The following is a 15146-nucleotide window of genomic DNA, read 5'->3' as shown; positions in this document are numbered from 1 at the left end:
CGGACGGTACTGCCTAGTTCTGGGCCAGCAGGTCGCCCACGTAGCGTGCCACGGCCCTCACCGTGGCGATGGTGCCGGGGTAGTCCATCCGGGTCGGCCCCAACACGCCGAGGCCCCCGACGATGGTGGCTCCCGGGCCGTAGCCGGTGCTCACCACCGAGGTCGAGCGGAGATTGTCGATCTCGTTCTCGTCACCGATGCGGACCCGCATCGTGCTCGGCTCGACCTCACCGATGAGCTTGAGGAGCACCACCTCCTCCTCCAGCGCTTCCAGGATGGGGCGCAGCGACCCCTGGAAGTCGAGCAGGCCGCCCCGGGTGAGGTTGGCGGTGCCGGCCAGCGCAATGCGCTCCTCGTGCCGCTCGACCAGGGTCTCCAGCAGCACGGTGGAGAGCGTGGTCATGGCCGGGCGCAACTCGGCGGTGGCCTCGTCGACCAGCGCCTGCACCAGCGGCGGCGTCTCGGACAGCCGGGTGCCCACCAGCTTCTCGTTGACCAGCCGGCGCAGGTGGGTGACGTCGTCGGCGGGGATCGGCGCGGGCAGCTCGACGAGGCGCTGCTCGACGCGGCCGGTGTCGGCGATCATGACGAGCATCAGGCGGGTGGTGGAGATGGGCACCAGCTCCAGGTGGCGCACCGAGGAGCGGGCCAGGCTCGGGTACTGCACGACGGCGACCTGCCGGGTCAGCTGAGCCAGCAGCCGCACCGTGCGGTGCACCACGTCGTCCAGGTCGACCGCGCCGAACAGGAAGCGCTCGATCGCCCGGCGCTCGGCCGGGCTGAGCGGCTTGACCCGGGACAGCCGGTCCACGAAGAGCCGGTAGCCGCGGTCGGTGGGCACCCGCCCGGCGCTGGTGTGCGGCTGCCGGATGTAGCCCTCCTCCTCGAGGACGGCCATGTCGTTGCGGACGGTCGCCGGGGAGACCCCGAGCTGGTGGCGCTCGACCAGCGCCTTGCTGCCGACGGGCTCCTGCGTGGCGACGTAGTCCTCGACGATCGCGCGCAGGACCGCGAGCTTGCGGTCGTCGAGACCCATCCTGCCCACCTCCTGTCGCGCGTCGGCCGCCGGCTGCCCGACGGCCTCCTGGCACTCGACTGTAGCGAGTGCCAGTCTACGTCGGCGCGCCCGCCGACGCGATGATCAACGACGGACGGAGGCACGTCCCCAGCGGCGGACCCGGTAGGGCCGATCATCCGGACATCCGGGGCGGTCTCGCTCTGGTGCGCCGTTGTGGGCTCCCCCTACCGTGATCCTCATGACTGAACCACCTCGCCCTCCCGGCGCGGGAGACCCGGACCCGAACGTCCCGGGGTCCGACGAGCCGACCACACCACTGTCCGGGGCACCGGGCCCGGGCGGCTATCCCCCGCCCGGCGGCTATCCGCCCCCCACCGGTGACGTTCCACCGTCGGGTGGCTATCCCCCGCCCGGCGGTTATCCCCCGCCCGGCGGCTACCCTCCGCCCGGCCCGGGCTACCCGCCCGGCGGCGCCTACGGCGCCCCGGCCGGCTACCCGAGCAACGACGACAAGACCTGGGCCGTGATCAGCCACTTCGGTGGTCCCGCGGGCGTGGTCCTCGGCAGCGGCTTCCTGGGGTGGCTGGCCCCGCTGATCGCCCTGACCGCACGCGGCCAGCAGTCGCCGGTCGTGCGGGCGCACGCCGTCGCGGCGCTGAACTTCCAGCTCACCTGGCTGGTCGCGCTCCTCGCCAGCGTCGTACTGGCCGTCATCACCTGCGGCCTGCTGTTCTTCGTTCCGTTCCTCGTCGCCCTGGTGCCGCTGATCTTCGGCATCATCGGGGGCGTCAAGGCCGCCGAGGGCACCCTCTACCGCTACCCGATGACCTACGCGTTCGTGAAGCGCTGATCCCGACCGGCCGCTCCCCCGGCCGGTCGGCGCACCTCAGGCGAGCAGGTCGCGCACCACGGCGTCGGCCAGCAGGCGACCGCGCAGGGTGAGCACGGCCCGGCCGGCGGCGTACTCCGCGTCGGCCAGCAGGCCGGCCGCCCGCGCGCGCTCGGCGCCGGCACGGCCGGCCGGGTCCAGCACGTCCAGCGGCAGGCCGGAGGCGAGCCGCAGGCGCAGCATCACGTCCTCCATGTGCGCCTCGTCGGCGGTCAGCACCTCCCGGGCCAGGCCGGGTGACTCCCCGGCGGCGAGGCGCTTCGCGTACGCCGTGGGGTGCTTGACGTTCCACCAGCGCACGCCGCCGACGTGGCTGTGCGCCCCCGGGCCGAGGCCCCACCAGTCCCCGCCGGTCCAGTAGAGCAGGTTGTGCCGGCACCGGGCGGCCGGCGTCCGCGCCCAGTTGGACACCTCGTACCAGGAGAACCCGGCCGCGTCGAGGGCGGCCTCCGCGGCCAGGTAGCGGTCCGCGGCGACGTCGTCGGAGGGGTACGCCAGCTCGCCGCGCCGCATCCGGGCGGCGAGCCGCGTGCCCTCCTCCACGATCAGGGCGTACGCGCTGACGTGGTCCACGCCGGCGGCGACCACCTGGTCGAGCGTCGCGGCGAAGTCCTCCGCGCTCTCCCCCGGCGTGCCGTAGATCAGGTCCAGGTTGACGTGGTCGAACCCGGCGGCGCGGGCCTCCCGTGCGGCGGCGACGGCCCGGCCGGCGCTGTGCCGCCGGTCGAGGATCGCCAGCACTCCCGGCGACGCGGACTGCATGCCCAGCGAGATCCGCGTGTAGCCGGCGGCCCGCAGGGCCGCCAGCGACTCCGGCGTGACCGACTCAGGGTTGGCCTCGGTGGTGACCTCGGCGTCGGCGGCCAGCCCGAACGTGCGGTCGACGGCGTCGAGGATCCGGGCCAGGTCGTCGGCGGGGAGCAGGGTCGGGGTGCCGCCGCCGACGAAGACCGTGTCGACCCGGGGCGGCGGGCTGTCGGGCAGCACCCGGGCGGCCAACGCCAGCTCGGCCAGCACGGTGTCCGCGTACTCCTCGCGGCTGGCCCCGCCGCCCAGCTCGGCGGCCGTGTACGTGTTGAAGTCGCAGTAGCCGCAGCGGCTGGCGCAGAAGGGCACGTGCACGTACACGCCGAAGCCGCGCGCGCCGACCGAGGTCAGGGCGGCGGCGGGCAGCGAACCGTCGGCGGGGACGGTCTCACCTTCTGGAAGGACGCCGGGCATGGCCACTAGTGTGCCCGGCATGACCTCACCGGACGCGCTCGTGCGGGTCGCCACGGCCCGCGGGGTGACCACCCTCACCCTGGACAGCCCGCACAACCGCAACGCGCTCTCCACGCCGCTGATGACCCAGCTGCTCGACGGCCTCGCCGCCGCGGTCGCCGACGACGCCGTACGCGTGGTCGTGCTGGACCACACCGGGCCGGTCTTCTGCTCCGGCGCCGACCTGAAGGAGACCGCCGCCGCGTACGCCAGCGGGACGGTGCCCGCCGGGATGCTGGGTGACGTGCTCGCGGCGGTCTGGGAGTGCCCGAAGCCGGTGGTGGCGCGGGTCGCCGGGCCCGCGCGGGCCGGCGGCCTCGGGTTGATCGCGGCCGCCGACCTGGCGGTCTGCGCGCAGGAGGCGACGTTCGCGTTCACCGAGGTCCGGATCGGGGTGATCCCGGCCGTGATCTCCGCGACGGTGCTGCCCCGGCTGCACCCGCGCGCCGCGGCCGAGCTGTACCTGACCGGGGACACCTTCGACGGGCGGCGGGCCGTCGAGGTCGGCCTGGTGACCGCCGCGGTGCCGGCGGCGGAGCTGGACGCCGCCGTGGCGCGGTACTGCGACTCGCTGGTCCGGGGGGCACCGGGCGCGCTGGCCGGCGCGAAGGAGCTGCTGCGCCGCCCGGCCGCCGCGGACCTGCGCACCGAGATCGCCGACCTGGCCGCGCTGTCCACCGGCTACTTCCTGTCCGACGAGGGGCGGGAGGGCGTGCTGGCGTTCCGGGAGAAGCGGCCGGCAAGCTGGGTGCCGGGCGAGTAGCAGGGTTTCCGCGCGGGTTGACGCGGGAAGGCCGGGTCCGCCGGTCGTCCGGCTGACCTGCGGTTTTCGTGCCCGCCGTGGCGGCACGGCCGTCGCGGCCACGCCTGGCGGAGCCGTCCGGAACCGGTCGGACGACCCGCGGGACGCCACGGGGGACGTACGCTTGTCGAACTGTCAGACAGGGGGTGCAGGTGCGAACTCGGGCAGTCGTCGCGGGTGGTGTCGTCCTGGTTCTCGTCGCCGTGGTCGGGCTGTTCATCGTCCTCCGGCAGTTCGGCGACGCGCTCAAGCTGCCGCTCGCCAGCCGGACGTGCACGGTGCAGGCGGACGGTGAGGTGGCCCTGGACGCCGACCAGATGGCCAACGCGGCGACGATCGCGGCCATCGGCATCCAGCGCGGGATGCCCGAGCGGGCGGTCGTGGTGGCGCTCGCCACCGCGTACCAGGAGTCGGGCCTGCGCAACCTGGCCGGCGGCGACCGCGACTCGGTGGGCCTGTTCCAGCAGCGGCCGAGCCAGGGCTGGGGCACGCCGACGCAGATCCGCGACCCCCGGTACGCCACCAACAAGTTCTACGCCGCCCTGGCGAAGGTGCGCGGCTGGGAGCGGATGCGGGTCACCGACGCGGCGCAGAAGGTGCAGCGGTCGGCGTTCCCCGAGGCGTACCAGAAGTGGGCCGACGAGTCGGAGGTGCTGACCCGGGCGCTGCTCGCGCACGCGACCGGCGCGGTCGCCTGCACGGTCGTCGGCAATCCGCTGCGGCGGGGCGCCGCGGCGACCGCCGCCCTGACCCAGGGCCTGACCCTGGACTGGGGGCTCGCCACCACGGCCGCCGCGGTCCACCTGACCGGTCTCACGGTGACGCCCGCCGACGAGCGGGGCGGCTGGCGGTACGCGCACTGGCTGGTGTCGCACGCCCAGGACAACGGTGTCCGGCTGGTCCGCTTCGGCGACCGGCAGTGGACCGCCGAGAAGGGCACCTGGGACCGGGTGACGGGCGCGGAACCGGCCGACGCCCGCGTGGTGGCGGAGGTCTTCGCCGCGACCTGAGCCGGCGGCGGCGCCGGCCGGGCGTTCAGCGGGTGCGGCGCCGCGCTCAGCCGGGTGCGGCGCAGGTCGGGGCGGGCCTCAGCCGGCGGCGGCGACGCGGCGGCGCGCCTTGTCCCGGATCCACTCCGGCAGGTCGTGCGCGTCGAGCAGGCGGGGCAGCAGCTCGGGTTCGAGGTTCAACGCCCGGAACACCTCGCCGATCGTCACCCCGTGCGCGGGCCGGTCCACCACCTCGACCGGGTCCCCCGCGCCGATCTCACCCTCGCGCAGCACCCGCAGGTAGGCACCCGGGCGGGCCCGCACGGTGAACCGCTTGATCAGATCCGGCACGCCCCAGAACCCGGCGAACGTGGTGCACGGCGTGCGGGGCATGGTCACCTGGAGCACCACCGTCCCGATCGCCCACTGCTCGCCGATCACCGCACCGGTCACGTCGACCGCCCAGGTGGTCAGGTTCTCGCCGAAGGCACCGGGACCGATCTGCCGGCCCAGCTCGCCCGCCCACCAGGCGGCGTCCTCCTCGGCGTACGCGTACACCGCCTTGTCCGGGCCGCCGTGGTGGGCGCGCTCACCGATGAAGTCGCCGGCGAGCCCTTCGGCGCCCACGCGCACCGGGCCGGACGCGGGGCGCTTGTCGATGCCGCTGCGACCGCTCGCGTCGCCCGCCCACTCCGCCTCGGTCACGATGCCGAGGTTCACCGATGCCACCCTGCCCGTCATGGCGGCCAGCCTAGCCGCCCCCACCAGCCCCGTCGATCTTGCACTTTCGGCCCTCCATTCGTCCCCTTTGTGGGTTCTGCCGGGGCAGAAACTGCAAGATCGCGGGGATGGGGGCCGTCAGCCCTTGACGGCGCCGGCGACCAGGCCGGAGACCATCCGGCGCTGCACCAGCAGGAAGAAGACGATCACCGGAAGCGTGAAGATCGTGGAGGCGGCCATCACCGGGCCCCAGGCGGTGTCGTCCCGGCCGAAGAAGAACGTCATCGCGACCGGCAGCGTGTAACGGTCCTGGTCGTTGATGAACGTCAGCGCGAAGATCAGTTCGTTCCAGGCGGTGATGAACGAGAAGATGCTGGTGGCCACCAGGCCGGGCGCGACCAGCGGAAAGAGGATCCGCCGGAAGGTCTGCGCCCGGCTGGCCCCGTCGATCGCCGCGGCCTCCTCCAGTTCCTTGGGGACCGCGGCGACGAAGCCGCGCAGCATCCAGACCGCGAACGGCAGCGAGAAGCCGAGGTACGTGAGGATGAGGCTGGGCAGCGTGTTGTAGAGCCCGAGCCGCTGGATCATCAGGAACAGCGGGATGACCAGGGCCTCCAGCGGGATCATCTGCACCACCAGCAACATGATCAGGAAGCTGGTCCGGAGCGTGAAGCGGAACCGGGCGACCGCCGTCGCCGCGAGCAGCGCGACCAGGCCACTGAGCAGCACCGTCGCTCCGGCGACCAGGGCGCTGTTGAGGAAGAAGTCGGCGAAGGTCACGCCGGGGATCAGGTTGCCGGTGAGGATCTGCCGGTAGTGCTCCAGCGTGGGCTCGGCGGGGACCGGCCGGGGCGTACTGGAGAAGATCTCCGAACTCGGCTTCAGGGACGTGACGACCATCCAGTAGACCGGGAACGCCGCGAAGAGCGCCACCAGCAGGCCGGCAGCGTTGAGGGCGAGCCGCTTCACGCGTCCTCCTCCTGCTTGAGCACCATGCGGACGTAGATGCCGGTCACCACGAGCAGAATCACGGTCAGGATCACCGCGATCGCCGCCCCGAGCCCGTACTTGGGCGGCGGCGAGAAGGCCTCGGCGTACGAGTAGACCGAGAGCATGAAGGTGGGCCGGTCCTGGGTGCCCCCGGCGAGGACGTAGTACTGCGTGAAGACCTTGAAGTCCCAGATCGTGGAGAGCACGACCAGGATCCCGAACACCGGCCGCAGCAGCGGGAAGGTGATCTGCCAGAACACCTTCCACGGCCCGGCCCCGTCGACCCGGGCCGCCTCGTGCAGTTCGCTCGGCACGCTCTTCAGCCCGGCCAGCACGCTGACCGCGATGAACGGGAAGGAGTGCCAGACCACCACGAGGGTGAGGATCGCGAAGAAGAGCAGGGGCGAGTTGAACCAGCCGTAGCCGGTCCACTCGGAGCGTCCGAACAGCGCCTGCGACAGGCCGACGGGCAGCGCGTTGAACAGCCACGTGACCAAGCCGCTGGTGTCGTCGAAGATCCACTTCCAGACGATCGTGCCGGTCAGCGCCGGGGTGGCCCAGGCCAGCATCACGCAGCTCGCCACGAACGCGACCATCCGCTTGCCGAGCCGGTTGAGCAGCAGGCCGACCAGGGTGCCGAGGACCATCGTCAGGGCCACGTTGGCGGCGGCGAAGAGGACGGTGTTGCGCAGCACGGTCCAGAAGAACGGGTCAGCGAGGATGTCGGTGTAGTTGCCCAGGCCGACCCACGGCCACTCGCGGTCCCCGCGCAGCTGCCGCACGTTGTTCAGGCGGAAGAAGGACATCGCCACCACCTGGCCCAGCGGCCAGAGCAGCAGCACCGCGATGATCACCAGGCAGGGCAGGAGCAGCAGGTACGGGAGGCGATCGACCCGTCGACGCCGCCGCGCGGGGGTCTCCCGCGCGGCGGACGTCTCCGGCACCTCGGTCAGCGTGGTCACTTGGCGTTGAGGATGCTTTCCATCTCCGCGGCCGCGTCGGCGGTGGCCTTCTCGACCGTCTTCTGACCCTTCATGACCGAGCTGTTCATCGCCTGGGTCACCGTCTTGGTCCGGCTGACCTCGACCCACTTCGGGGTGAGCGGCGTGAGCTTGGTGTTCTGCATGGCGGTCGCGAACGGCGCCATCATCTTGTCGTTCGTGTACTTCGCCCCGCCGACCAGGTCGCGGTAGACCGGGAAGAAGTTGAGGCTCTCGGCGAACGCCTGGTCGTTCTTCTTGCTCAGCAGCACCGTCAGGTAGTCCCAGGCGAGGCCCTGGCGCTCGCTGTCCTTCCAGATGGCGATGTCGGAGCCGCCGGCGAAGGCGGGCGCGGGCTGGCCGTCCGGGCCGGGGATCGGGAACGTGCCCCAGACCTTCTCGAGCTCGGGGTTGTCCTTCTTGATGGCACCCTGCTGCCAGCTACCGGCGAAGGCCATCGCCGCCTTGCCGGTGGCGAACTGGGTCCGGGCGTCGATCTCGTTCCAGCCCGCGGCGGCCGGCGGGGCCACCTTGTGCACGGTCACCAGGTCGGTCCAGAACTTGACGGCCTTCTGGGCCTCGGGGGTGTTCAGGCCGGACTTCCAGGTGTCGCCCTCCTGGGTGGCGATCTCCCCGCCGGCACCCCACAGGAACGAGTAGAAGGGCAGCTCCGAGTTGCCCGGCAGGGCGATGCCGTACGTGCCGGGCTTCTTCGCCTGCACGGCCTTGGCCGCGGCGACCATCTCGTCCCAGCTCTTCGGCGCCTGCACGCCGGCCTCGGCGAACCAGTCGGTGCGGTAGTAGACGCCGCGGACGCCGGCGTACCACGGCACGCCGTACTGCTTGCCGTCCAGCTGCGCGTTCTTGACCAGGTCGGGGAGGATGTCCTTGCCCTCGGCCCAGCCGTTGAACTTGTCGGTCACGTCGGCGAGCGCCTCCTGGGCGGCCCAGCCCTGGGTCTCCGTGTTGCCCAACTCGGTGACGTCCGGTCCCTCTCCACCGGCGAGGGCGGCCTGGAACTTCTTCGGCGCCTCGAGCCAGGGAACGTACTGGACCACCACGTCGGTGTCCGGGTGCTTCTGCCGGAATTCGGCCTCGACGCCGTCCAGGAACTTCGTCTGCGCGTCGCTGCCCTCGCCCATCACCCAGACGGTCAGCTTGCTGTTGTCAGCCGCCTCGTCGTCGGAGCCACCGCAACCGGCCAGCACCATCGCGGCCGAGGCCACGACGGCGGTGACCGGGGCCAGCCGCTTCCACCTGTTCACGCCTATTCTCCCTCGCGCCACTTGGCACTAACCTTCTCCGCCGCACCTTAGTACGTAAAAATCCTTTACGACAGTGGGCGGCCGGTGCGAAGCGTGGCGACCGTACCGCAGGTGGCCCGCCGGCGGGCGGATGGGACCGGGGCGAAGCTGGCCGCATCATGACAAACGGGCGCCCGACCAGGAGGTCGGGCGCCCGTTGTTCAGGCTGTGCGAGTTTACCGGTGGGTGATGCCGCGGCGCCGACCGGCACCGGCGACCAGGGCCACCGCGACGGCGGCCAGCACGATCTGCAGCAGCAGCTCACGCCAGTCGATGCCGGCGGTGTTGGCGAAGCCGGAGGCCCGGGCGATGATCGTGCCGAGCAGCGCGGCGCCGACACCGATGAGCATGTGCAGCCAGATGGGCATGTTCTGCCGGCCCGGCACGACCAGGCGGCCCAGCGCGCCGACGATCAGACCGACGATCAGCGCGGTGATGATGCCCCAGACGGTCAGCTCCACGGTCGTTCTCCTAACGGGAATGTGAATCCGTGTCGGGTGGTGCTTTGGTGACCATTCAGTTCCCGACCCGCCGAATTCCCAAACCGACTTTGCGGGACAGCCCGGGCCGGGAACCCCCAGACCGGGCAACGGGAACTGGACCCGTACACACGACGGGCGCCCGACCTACCGGTCGGGCGCCCGAGGCGGGATTCAGTTGTCAGTAGCGGCTGACGCTGCGGCGTCGCCCCACCCCGGCCACCAGGGCCACGGCGATGGCGGCCAGCACGACCTGGACCAGCAGTTCGCCCCAGTCGATGCCGGCGGTCTCGGTGGCGATGCCCACGGCCCGCGCCAGCACGGTGCCGAGCAGCGCGGCGCCGACACCGATCAGCATGTGCAGCCACATCGGCATGTTCTGCCGGCCCGGCACGACCAGGCGGCCCAGCGCGCCGACGATCAGACCGACGATGAGCGCGGTGATGATGCCCCAAACGGTGAGCTCCACGGTCGCCCTCCTTCACGAATTGTGTCCACCGTGTGTGGTGTTCCTGTCGTCCCCCCTCAATGCCCGACGGGTCGGAACCCCAAACCGACTCGCGCCCCGACGGCCCTGCCACCCGTCGATGGCTCGCCCTGCGTCGATTCCGGCCTGGAAGGCGTCGGCGCAGGTGGGGACCGTCCGGGCCGCTGCCGCCACCGGCCTCCACCGGGTGAAAAGTTTCTTCGCCGGGAAGGACGGTGCCCCGGCCGGGCGGAAGGCTGTCAGGCCTCCCGGCCGGGCCGGGGCACCGGTGTGTACGTCGTCGAGCCGGCCGACGGCCGGCGGCGGTCACTTCTTGCCGGGAGCCTTGCCGTCGCCGGAGTCGGACGAGAGCGCGGCGATGAAGGCCTCCTGGGGGACCTCCACCCGGCCCACCATCTTCATCCGCTTCTTGCCCTCCTTCTGCTTCTCCAGCAGCTTGCGCTTCCGGCTGATGTCACCGCCGTAGCACTTCGCGAGGACGTCCTTGCGGATCGCCCGGATGGTCTCGCGGGCGATCACCCGGCTGCCGATGGCCGCCTGGATCGGCACCTCGAACTGCTGGCGCGGGATGAGGCTCCGCAGCTTCGCGGCGATCGTGGTGCCGTAGTTGTACGCCTTGTCCTTGTGCACGATCGCGCTGAACGCGTCGACCGGCTCGCCGTGCAGGAGGATGTCGACCTTCACCAGGTCCGACGACTGCTCGCCGGAGGGCTCGTAGTCCAGCGACGCGTACCCCTTGGTGCGGCTCTTGAGCTGGTCGAAGAAGTCGAAGATGATCTCTGCGAGGGGCAGCGTGTAGCGCAGCTCCACCCGGTCGGCGGACAGGTAGTCCATGCCGAGCAGGCTGCCCCGGCGGCCCTGGCACAGCTCCATCACCGCACCGACGTAGTCGTTCGGGGTCAGGACGGTGGCCCGCACGATCGGCTCGTACACCTCGGCGATCTTGGCGGTCGGGTACTCGCTCGGGTTGGTCACCACGACCTCCTCGCCGTCCTCCTGGAGGGCCCGGTAGACCACGTTCGGCGCGGTGGAGATCAGGTCGAGGTTGAACTCCCGCTCCAGCCGCTCCCGGATGATCTCCAGGTGCAGCAGGCCGAGGAACCCGCAGCGGAAGCCGAAGCCGAGCGCCCCCGACGTCTCCGGCTCGTACGTCAGCGCGGCGTCGTTGAGCTTCAGCTTGTCCAGCGCGTCGCGCAGGTTCGGGTAGTCGGACCCGTCGATCGGATAGAGGCCGGAGTAGACCATCGGCTTCGGGTCCTTGTAGCCGCCGAGCGCTTCACTCGCCGGACGGGAGTTGATGGTGACCGTGTCACCGACCCGGGACTGCCGGACGTCCTTCACACCGGTGATCAGGTAGCCCACCTCGCCGACACCGAGCGCGTCGGCCTTCACCATCTCAGGGGAGATGACACCGATCTCCAGCAGCTCGTGGACGGCGCCGGTGGACATCATCTTGATCCGGTCCCGGGCGCTGATCCGCCCGTCGATCACCCGGACGTACGTGACCACGCCCCGGTAGACGTCGTACACCGAGTCGAAGATCATCGCGCGGGCCGGCGCGTCGGCCTTGCCGACCGGCGGGGTGAACTGCCGGACGATCTCGTCGAGCAGGTGCGGCACGCCCTCGCCGGTCTTGCCGGAGACCCTGATGCAGTCCGCGGGGTCGCCGCCGATCAGGTGCGCCAGCTCCTCGGCGTACTTCTCCGGCTGCGCCGCCGGCAGGTCGATCTTGTTGAGGACCGGGATGACGTGCAGGTCGTTCTCGAGCGCCAGGTAGAGGTTCGCCAGGGTCTGCGCCTCGATGCCCTGCGCCGCGTCGACCAGCAGGATCGCGCCCTCGCAGGCGGCGAGGGACCGCGACACCTCGTACGTGAAGTCGACGTGCCCCGGGGTGTCGATCATGTTGAGCACGGACGTCTCGCCCGCCCGGTCGCCCTCCCGGATCGTCCACGGCATCCGGACGGCCTGGCTCTTGATGGTGATGCCGCGCTCGCGCTCGATGTCCATCCGGTCGAGGTACTGCGCACGCATCTGCCGGGGGTCGACCACGCCGGTGAGCTGCAGCATCCGGTCGGCCAGGGTCGACTTCCCGTGGTCGATGTGGGCGATGATGCAGAAGTTCCTGATGCGCCCCGGGTCGGTGGCACCAGGAGCATTCGCGCCGGGATCGAGCGTCGGTGGCACAGCGGTCCGTTCTGGTCGGCTGACGTTGAGCAGGCCGGCGTGCCGCCGGCCCCCTCTATGCTCCCACGTCGCCCCCGCCCGCCCGCTGCGCGGGCAAACCCCGCCCCACCCGGCCCGCGGACGGCGGGCTGTGCGGCGGGGCGTCACTCGCCGGGCGGCTCCACGAACAGGGCGGCGAGCTTCGGCAGCCGCCGGCGGGCCTCGTCCTCGTCGTCGAAGTCCCAGAAGTCGTTCAGGTCCGGCACCGGGACCGGATCACGGTCCGCCGGCAGGTCGGCCGCGGTCGCCTTCCGGTACGCGTCCCACGGCACCGTCAGCATCTCCTCGCAGGCGAACTCCTCGCCGGAGAGCGACGCGGCGCGCACCTGGGGCAACTCGGCCAGCGAGTCCGGATCGGCGACCGCCCGGGCGAAGACCGCCCGCCCCTGGGTCATCAGCCAGCCCCGGAAGTGGTGGAAGCCGTCGCCCGACACGCCCCCGTTGATCAGATACGCCGCACCCCACAGGTCCACCCGGTGCGAGGCGGCCAGCACGCGGGCCTGGTGGCGCGCGTACCCGACGATCTCCTCCGGATCCCGCCGCGCGAGCAGCGCGACCGCCCGGGCGGCGACCGCGTGCGGCTCTCCCCCGCCCCCGGCGCGGGCCTGGTCGATCAGCTGCCAGAAGTCGTCGGTCCTCATGGCCTGGCAGTCTCCCAGACCGCCACGCCGCCCTCCGCGGGCAGCGGGAACAGCGCGGCGAGCCGCGGGTAGCGGTGCCGCAGCTCGGCCGGGTCGTCCAGGTCCCACTGCTCGTCGGCCGGGTCCGGGCTGCTGCTCAGGACCCTCCCGTGCGCCGCCACCGCGTCGTCCAGCCCCTCGGCCACGCCGGTGACACGCTCGTACGCCTCGTCGGCGACGTAGTCCAACGACTCCCAGTCCGGCCACTCGGCGTCGTCCCAGTCGTCGACGGACCGGCCGGCGAGGCGGCGCACCTGCGGGACGTCGGCGAGCGCATCCGGGTCGGCGATCACCCGCTCGAACGTGTCCCGACCGAGACCGACCAGCCACGCCTGGAAGTAGTGGAAGCCGTCGTCGGAGCACAGGCCGGCGCAGACGAGTGACGCGGCGCCCCACAGCCGCCAGGTGTCGGCGCGGGCCCGGGCCTCGTCCAGCCGCAGCGCGAAGTCGACGCTGTCCTCCGCGGGACGCTCCGCCAGCCGATCGGTCAGCCAGGCCAGCCGGGCCTCCGGGTCGCCGGTGGCCGTCGCCGACGCCCCGATCAGCGCCCAGAAATCATCGGTCCCAATCACCCGGGCAGTATCGCCGTGGCGTACGACACTGAAGGGGTGACCAGCTCACCGCCGTACCCCACGACCACCCGACGGCCCGGGTGGTCGGAGCTGCCGGTCGGCCTGCGGGCCGCGCTCGCCGACCGGCTCGGCGCCCCGGTGGTCGGGGCCAGCGCCGCCGCCGACGGCTTCACCCGCGGGTTCGCCGGGGTGCTGACCGCCGCCGACGGCGGGCGGGTCTTCGTCAAGGCCGCGCCGGGGAATTCGCACCTGACCGACTGGTACGCGCGGGAGGCCGCGGTCCTCGACCGGCTCCCGCCGGGCCTGCCGGCGCCCCGCCCGCGCTGGACGCTGCACGAGGCGGGCTGGTTCGCGCTCGGCCTGGACGTGGTCGACGGGCTCCCGCCACGGCGGCCCTGGGACCCGGCGGAGCTGGCCACGACCCTGGCCACGTACGCGGACGTCGCCGCCGTCCTGGCCACGCCGCCCGCCGACCTCGCCGCGCTCGACCCGCCCCACCTGGCCGACCTGGCCCGCGACGACATCCTCCGCTGGGGTGACGTGGCGGCGGGCCGGGAGCCGCTGCCGGCGCTCCCCACCCACCTGGGGCGGCGGCTGCCCGAACTGGTCGCGCTGGAGTCCCGCCTCCCGGCGTACGCCGCCGCGGCGACCGGCCTGATCCACGGCGACCTCCGCCCCGACAACGTCCTCCTCGACGCGCACGGGCGGGTGTGGTTGTGCGACTGGACCTGGCTCTGCCACGGGCCGGCCTGGTTCGACCTGGTGACCCTGCTCCTCGGCGGGTACGCCGGCAGCCCGGACCCACTCGTGCCCGTGGACGGCTTGAACGCGGTCGTCACCGCCGCCGACCGGCTGGACGCCGTCTTCGCGGCGCACCCGGCCGCCGCCGGCGCGCCCCCGGACGCGCTGGACGTCACGCTGGCCGCCCTCGCCGGCTACTTCCTCACCACGGCGTCGGCGACCCCGCCGACCGCGACCGCGCACCTGCCGGCCCACCAGCGCCGCAGCGGCGAGGCCGCGCTCGCCTGGCTCGCCCGCCGCCAGGGCTGGACCTGACCTCTCGCGTGGGCGGCTGATGCCGCGATCCCGGCCGGCGTGCCCTTGGTGCGCGTCTCGGCGAGGGTTGTCGTGGCCCCGCCGAGCACCGGACCGGCGCGGGTAGCCGGGAGGCGTTTTGGCCCGGCCCCGGGGAACCTGGTAACCTGGCTCTTCGCGCAGCGATGACGCATGCTCGCGGCGCGTGGAATGCAGACCAACCCGAGCTATCAAGACGAGGCTGTCGCGTGGCGAACATCAAGTCCCAGATCAAGCGCAACCGGCAGAACGAGAAGCGCCGGCTGCGTAACAAGTCGGTCAAGTCGTCGCTGAAGACCGCCATCCGCAAGTTCAACGAGGCCGCCGAGGCGGGCGACGTCGAGCAGGCCGGCGTTCTCATGCGGGAGGCCACCCGCAAGCTGGACAAGGCCGCCAGCAAGGGCGTGATCCACGCCAACCAGGCCGCGAACCGCAAGTCCGCCATCGCCAAGCGCGTGGCGTCCTTCTCCGCCTGACACGGCGCCTGAAGACCTGACCGGAAGCCCCGGGCGCTCGCCCGGGGCTTCCGCCTGTCCGCACCCGCGCCACCTGCGCACCACAGTCGGAACAAGCGCCACTCCTGTGATCGGTGCCGTCAGCGCCGCGCTAGAGATCTTGGAAGATTCCGGCCCCTGGAGGGGCCATTTCCTTCCAAGATCTCCGGTGCATCCCGCACTCG

16 protein-coding genes are annotated in these 15146 nt (G+C 72.2%); 5 read left to right on the top strand and 11 right to left on the bottom strand.

The window, feature by feature from the left end; all coding sequences use genetic code 11:
- Positions 1 to 13: 13 nt before the first annotated feature.
- Complete coding sequence (hrcA, locus tag ACTMS0_RS05850) at positions 14 to 1036, bottom strand: heat-inducible transcriptional repressor HrcA (RefSeq protein ID WP_441154075.1); 1023 nt, start codon at positions 1034 to 1036, stop codon at positions 14 to 16.
- 220 nt (positions 1037 to 1256) lie between these two features.
- Between hrcA and ACTMS0_RS05845 the strand changes: the two genes are divergently transcribed.
- Positions 1257 to 1868, top strand: a complete 612-nt coding sequence (locus ACTMS0_RS05845) for a DUF4870 domain-containing protein (RefSeq protein ID WP_441154074.1) — start codon at positions 1257 to 1259, stop codon at positions 1866 to 1868.
- A gap of 36 nt (positions 1869 to 1904) precedes the next feature.
- Here ACTMS0_RS05845 and hemW read toward each other — a convergent pair whose 3' ends face one another.
- The gene (hemW, locus tag ACTMS0_RS05840; protein WP_441154653.1) at positions 1905 to 3128 is read right to left on the bottom strand and encodes a radical SAM family heme chaperone HemW; all 1224 of its coding nucleotides are present in this window, start codon (positions 3126 to 3128) and stop codon (positions 1905 to 1907) included.
- Between the two features lie 19 nt (positions 3129 to 3147).
- On the opposite strand from hemW, the gene ACTMS0_RS05835 reads away from it, so the two are divergent.
- Both ACTMS0_RS05835 and ACTMS0_RS05830 read left to right on the top strand, forming a co-directional pair.
- On the top strand, positions 3148 to 3930 hold the full coding sequence (locus ACTMS0_RS05835; RefSeq protein WP_441154073.1) for an enoyl-CoA hydratase family protein: 783 nt from the start codon (positions 3148 to 3150) through the stop codon (positions 3928 to 3930).
- A 185-nt stretch (positions 3931 to 4115) separates the two neighbouring features.
- A complete protein-coding gene (locus ACTMS0_RS05830) occupies positions 4116 to 4979 on the top strand; it encodes a hypothetical protein (protein ID WP_441154072.1) in 864 nt (287 codons plus the stop codon).
- A gap of 78 nt (positions 4980 to 5057) precedes the next feature.
- Here ACTMS0_RS05830 and ACTMS0_RS05825 read toward each other — a convergent pair whose 3' ends face one another.
- The 9 genes from ACTMS0_RS05825 to ACTMS0_RS05785 form a co-directional block, all read right to left on the bottom strand.
- Positions 5058 to 5699 carry an MOSC domain-containing protein gene (locus ACTMS0_RS05825; RefSeq protein WP_441154071.1) on the bottom strand — a complete coding sequence of 214 codons (642 nt, stop codon included), beginning with the start codon at positions 5697 to 5699 and terminating at the stop codon, positions 5058 to 5060.
- Positions 5700 to 5816: 117 nt separating this feature from the next.
- A complete protein-coding gene (locus ACTMS0_RS05820) occupies positions 5817 to 6647 on the bottom strand; it encodes a carbohydrate ABC transporter permease (RefSeq protein WP_441154070.1) in 831 nt (276 codons plus the stop codon).
- Complete coding sequence (locus tag ACTMS0_RS05815; protein ID WP_441154069.1) at positions 6644 to 7630, bottom strand: carbohydrate ABC transporter permease; 987 nt, start codon at positions 7628 to 7630, stop codon at positions 6644 to 6646. The genes ACTMS0_RS05820 and ACTMS0_RS05815 overlap by 4 nt, the downstream gene beginning before the upstream one ends.
- A complete protein-coding gene (locus tag ACTMS0_RS05810) occupies positions 7627 to 8913 on the bottom strand; it encodes a sugar ABC transporter substrate-binding protein (protein WP_441154068.1) in 1287 nt (428 codons plus the stop codon). Before ACTMS0_RS05810 ends, ACTMS0_RS05815 begins: the two co-directional genes overlap by 4 nt.
- Positions 8914 to 9128: 215 nt before the next feature.
- Positions 9129 to 9413, bottom strand: a complete 285-nt coding sequence (locus tag ACTMS0_RS05805) for a GlsB/YeaQ/YmgE family stress response membrane protein (RefSeq protein WP_441154067.1) — start codon at positions 9411 to 9413, stop codon at positions 9129 to 9131.
- A 199-nt stretch (positions 9414 to 9612) separates the two neighbouring features.
- On the bottom strand, positions 9613 to 9900 hold the full coding sequence (locus ACTMS0_RS05800; RefSeq protein WP_441154066.1) for a GlsB/YeaQ/YmgE family stress response membrane protein: 288 nt from the start codon (positions 9898 to 9900) through the stop codon (positions 9613 to 9615).
- 324 nt (positions 9901 to 10224) lie between these two features.
- Positions 10225 to 12102, bottom strand: a complete 1878-nt coding sequence (gene lepA / locus ACTMS0_RS05795) for a translation elongation factor 4 (protein WP_441154065.1) — start codon at positions 12100 to 12102, stop codon at positions 10225 to 10227.
- Between the two features lie 143 nt (positions 12103 to 12245).
- Positions 12246 to 12782 (bottom strand): DUF4240 domain-containing protein, encoded by a 537-nt coding sequence (locus tag ACTMS0_RS05790; RefSeq protein ID WP_441154064.1) that lies wholly within the window; start codon positions 12780 to 12782, stop codon positions 12246 to 12248.
- On the bottom strand, positions 12779 to 13393 hold the full coding sequence (locus tag ACTMS0_RS05785; RefSeq protein ID WP_441154063.1) for a DUF4240 domain-containing protein: 615 nt from the start codon (positions 13391 to 13393) through the stop codon (positions 12779 to 12781). The genes ACTMS0_RS05790 and ACTMS0_RS05785 overlap by 4 nt, the downstream gene beginning before the upstream one ends.
- Before the next feature lie 36 nt (positions 13394 to 13429).
- Between ACTMS0_RS05785 and ACTMS0_RS05780 the strand changes: the two genes are divergently transcribed.
- Both ACTMS0_RS05780 and rpsT read left to right on the top strand, forming a co-directional pair.
- Complete coding sequence (locus ACTMS0_RS05780; RefSeq protein WP_441154062.1) at positions 13430 to 14449, top strand: phosphotransferase family protein; 1020 nt, start codon at positions 13430 to 13432, stop codon at positions 14447 to 14449.
- A 227-nt stretch (positions 14450 to 14676) separates the two neighbouring features.
- Entirely contained in the window at positions 14677 to 14943 is a 267-nt protein-coding gene (rpsT, locus tag ACTMS0_RS05775) for a 30S ribosomal protein S20 (protein ID WP_441154061.1), read from the top strand.
- Positions 14944 to 15146 lie beyond the last annotated feature (203 nt).

Origin of the sequence: Micromonospora sp. H33 (assembly GCF_052068455.1) — a bacterium.
Classification (GTDB): Bacteria; Actinomycetota; Actinomycetes; order Mycobacteriales; family Micromonosporaceae; genus Micromonospora.
Note: the sequence above shows the minus strand (reverse complement) of the source record. Positions and strands in the feature narration are given on the sequence as shown.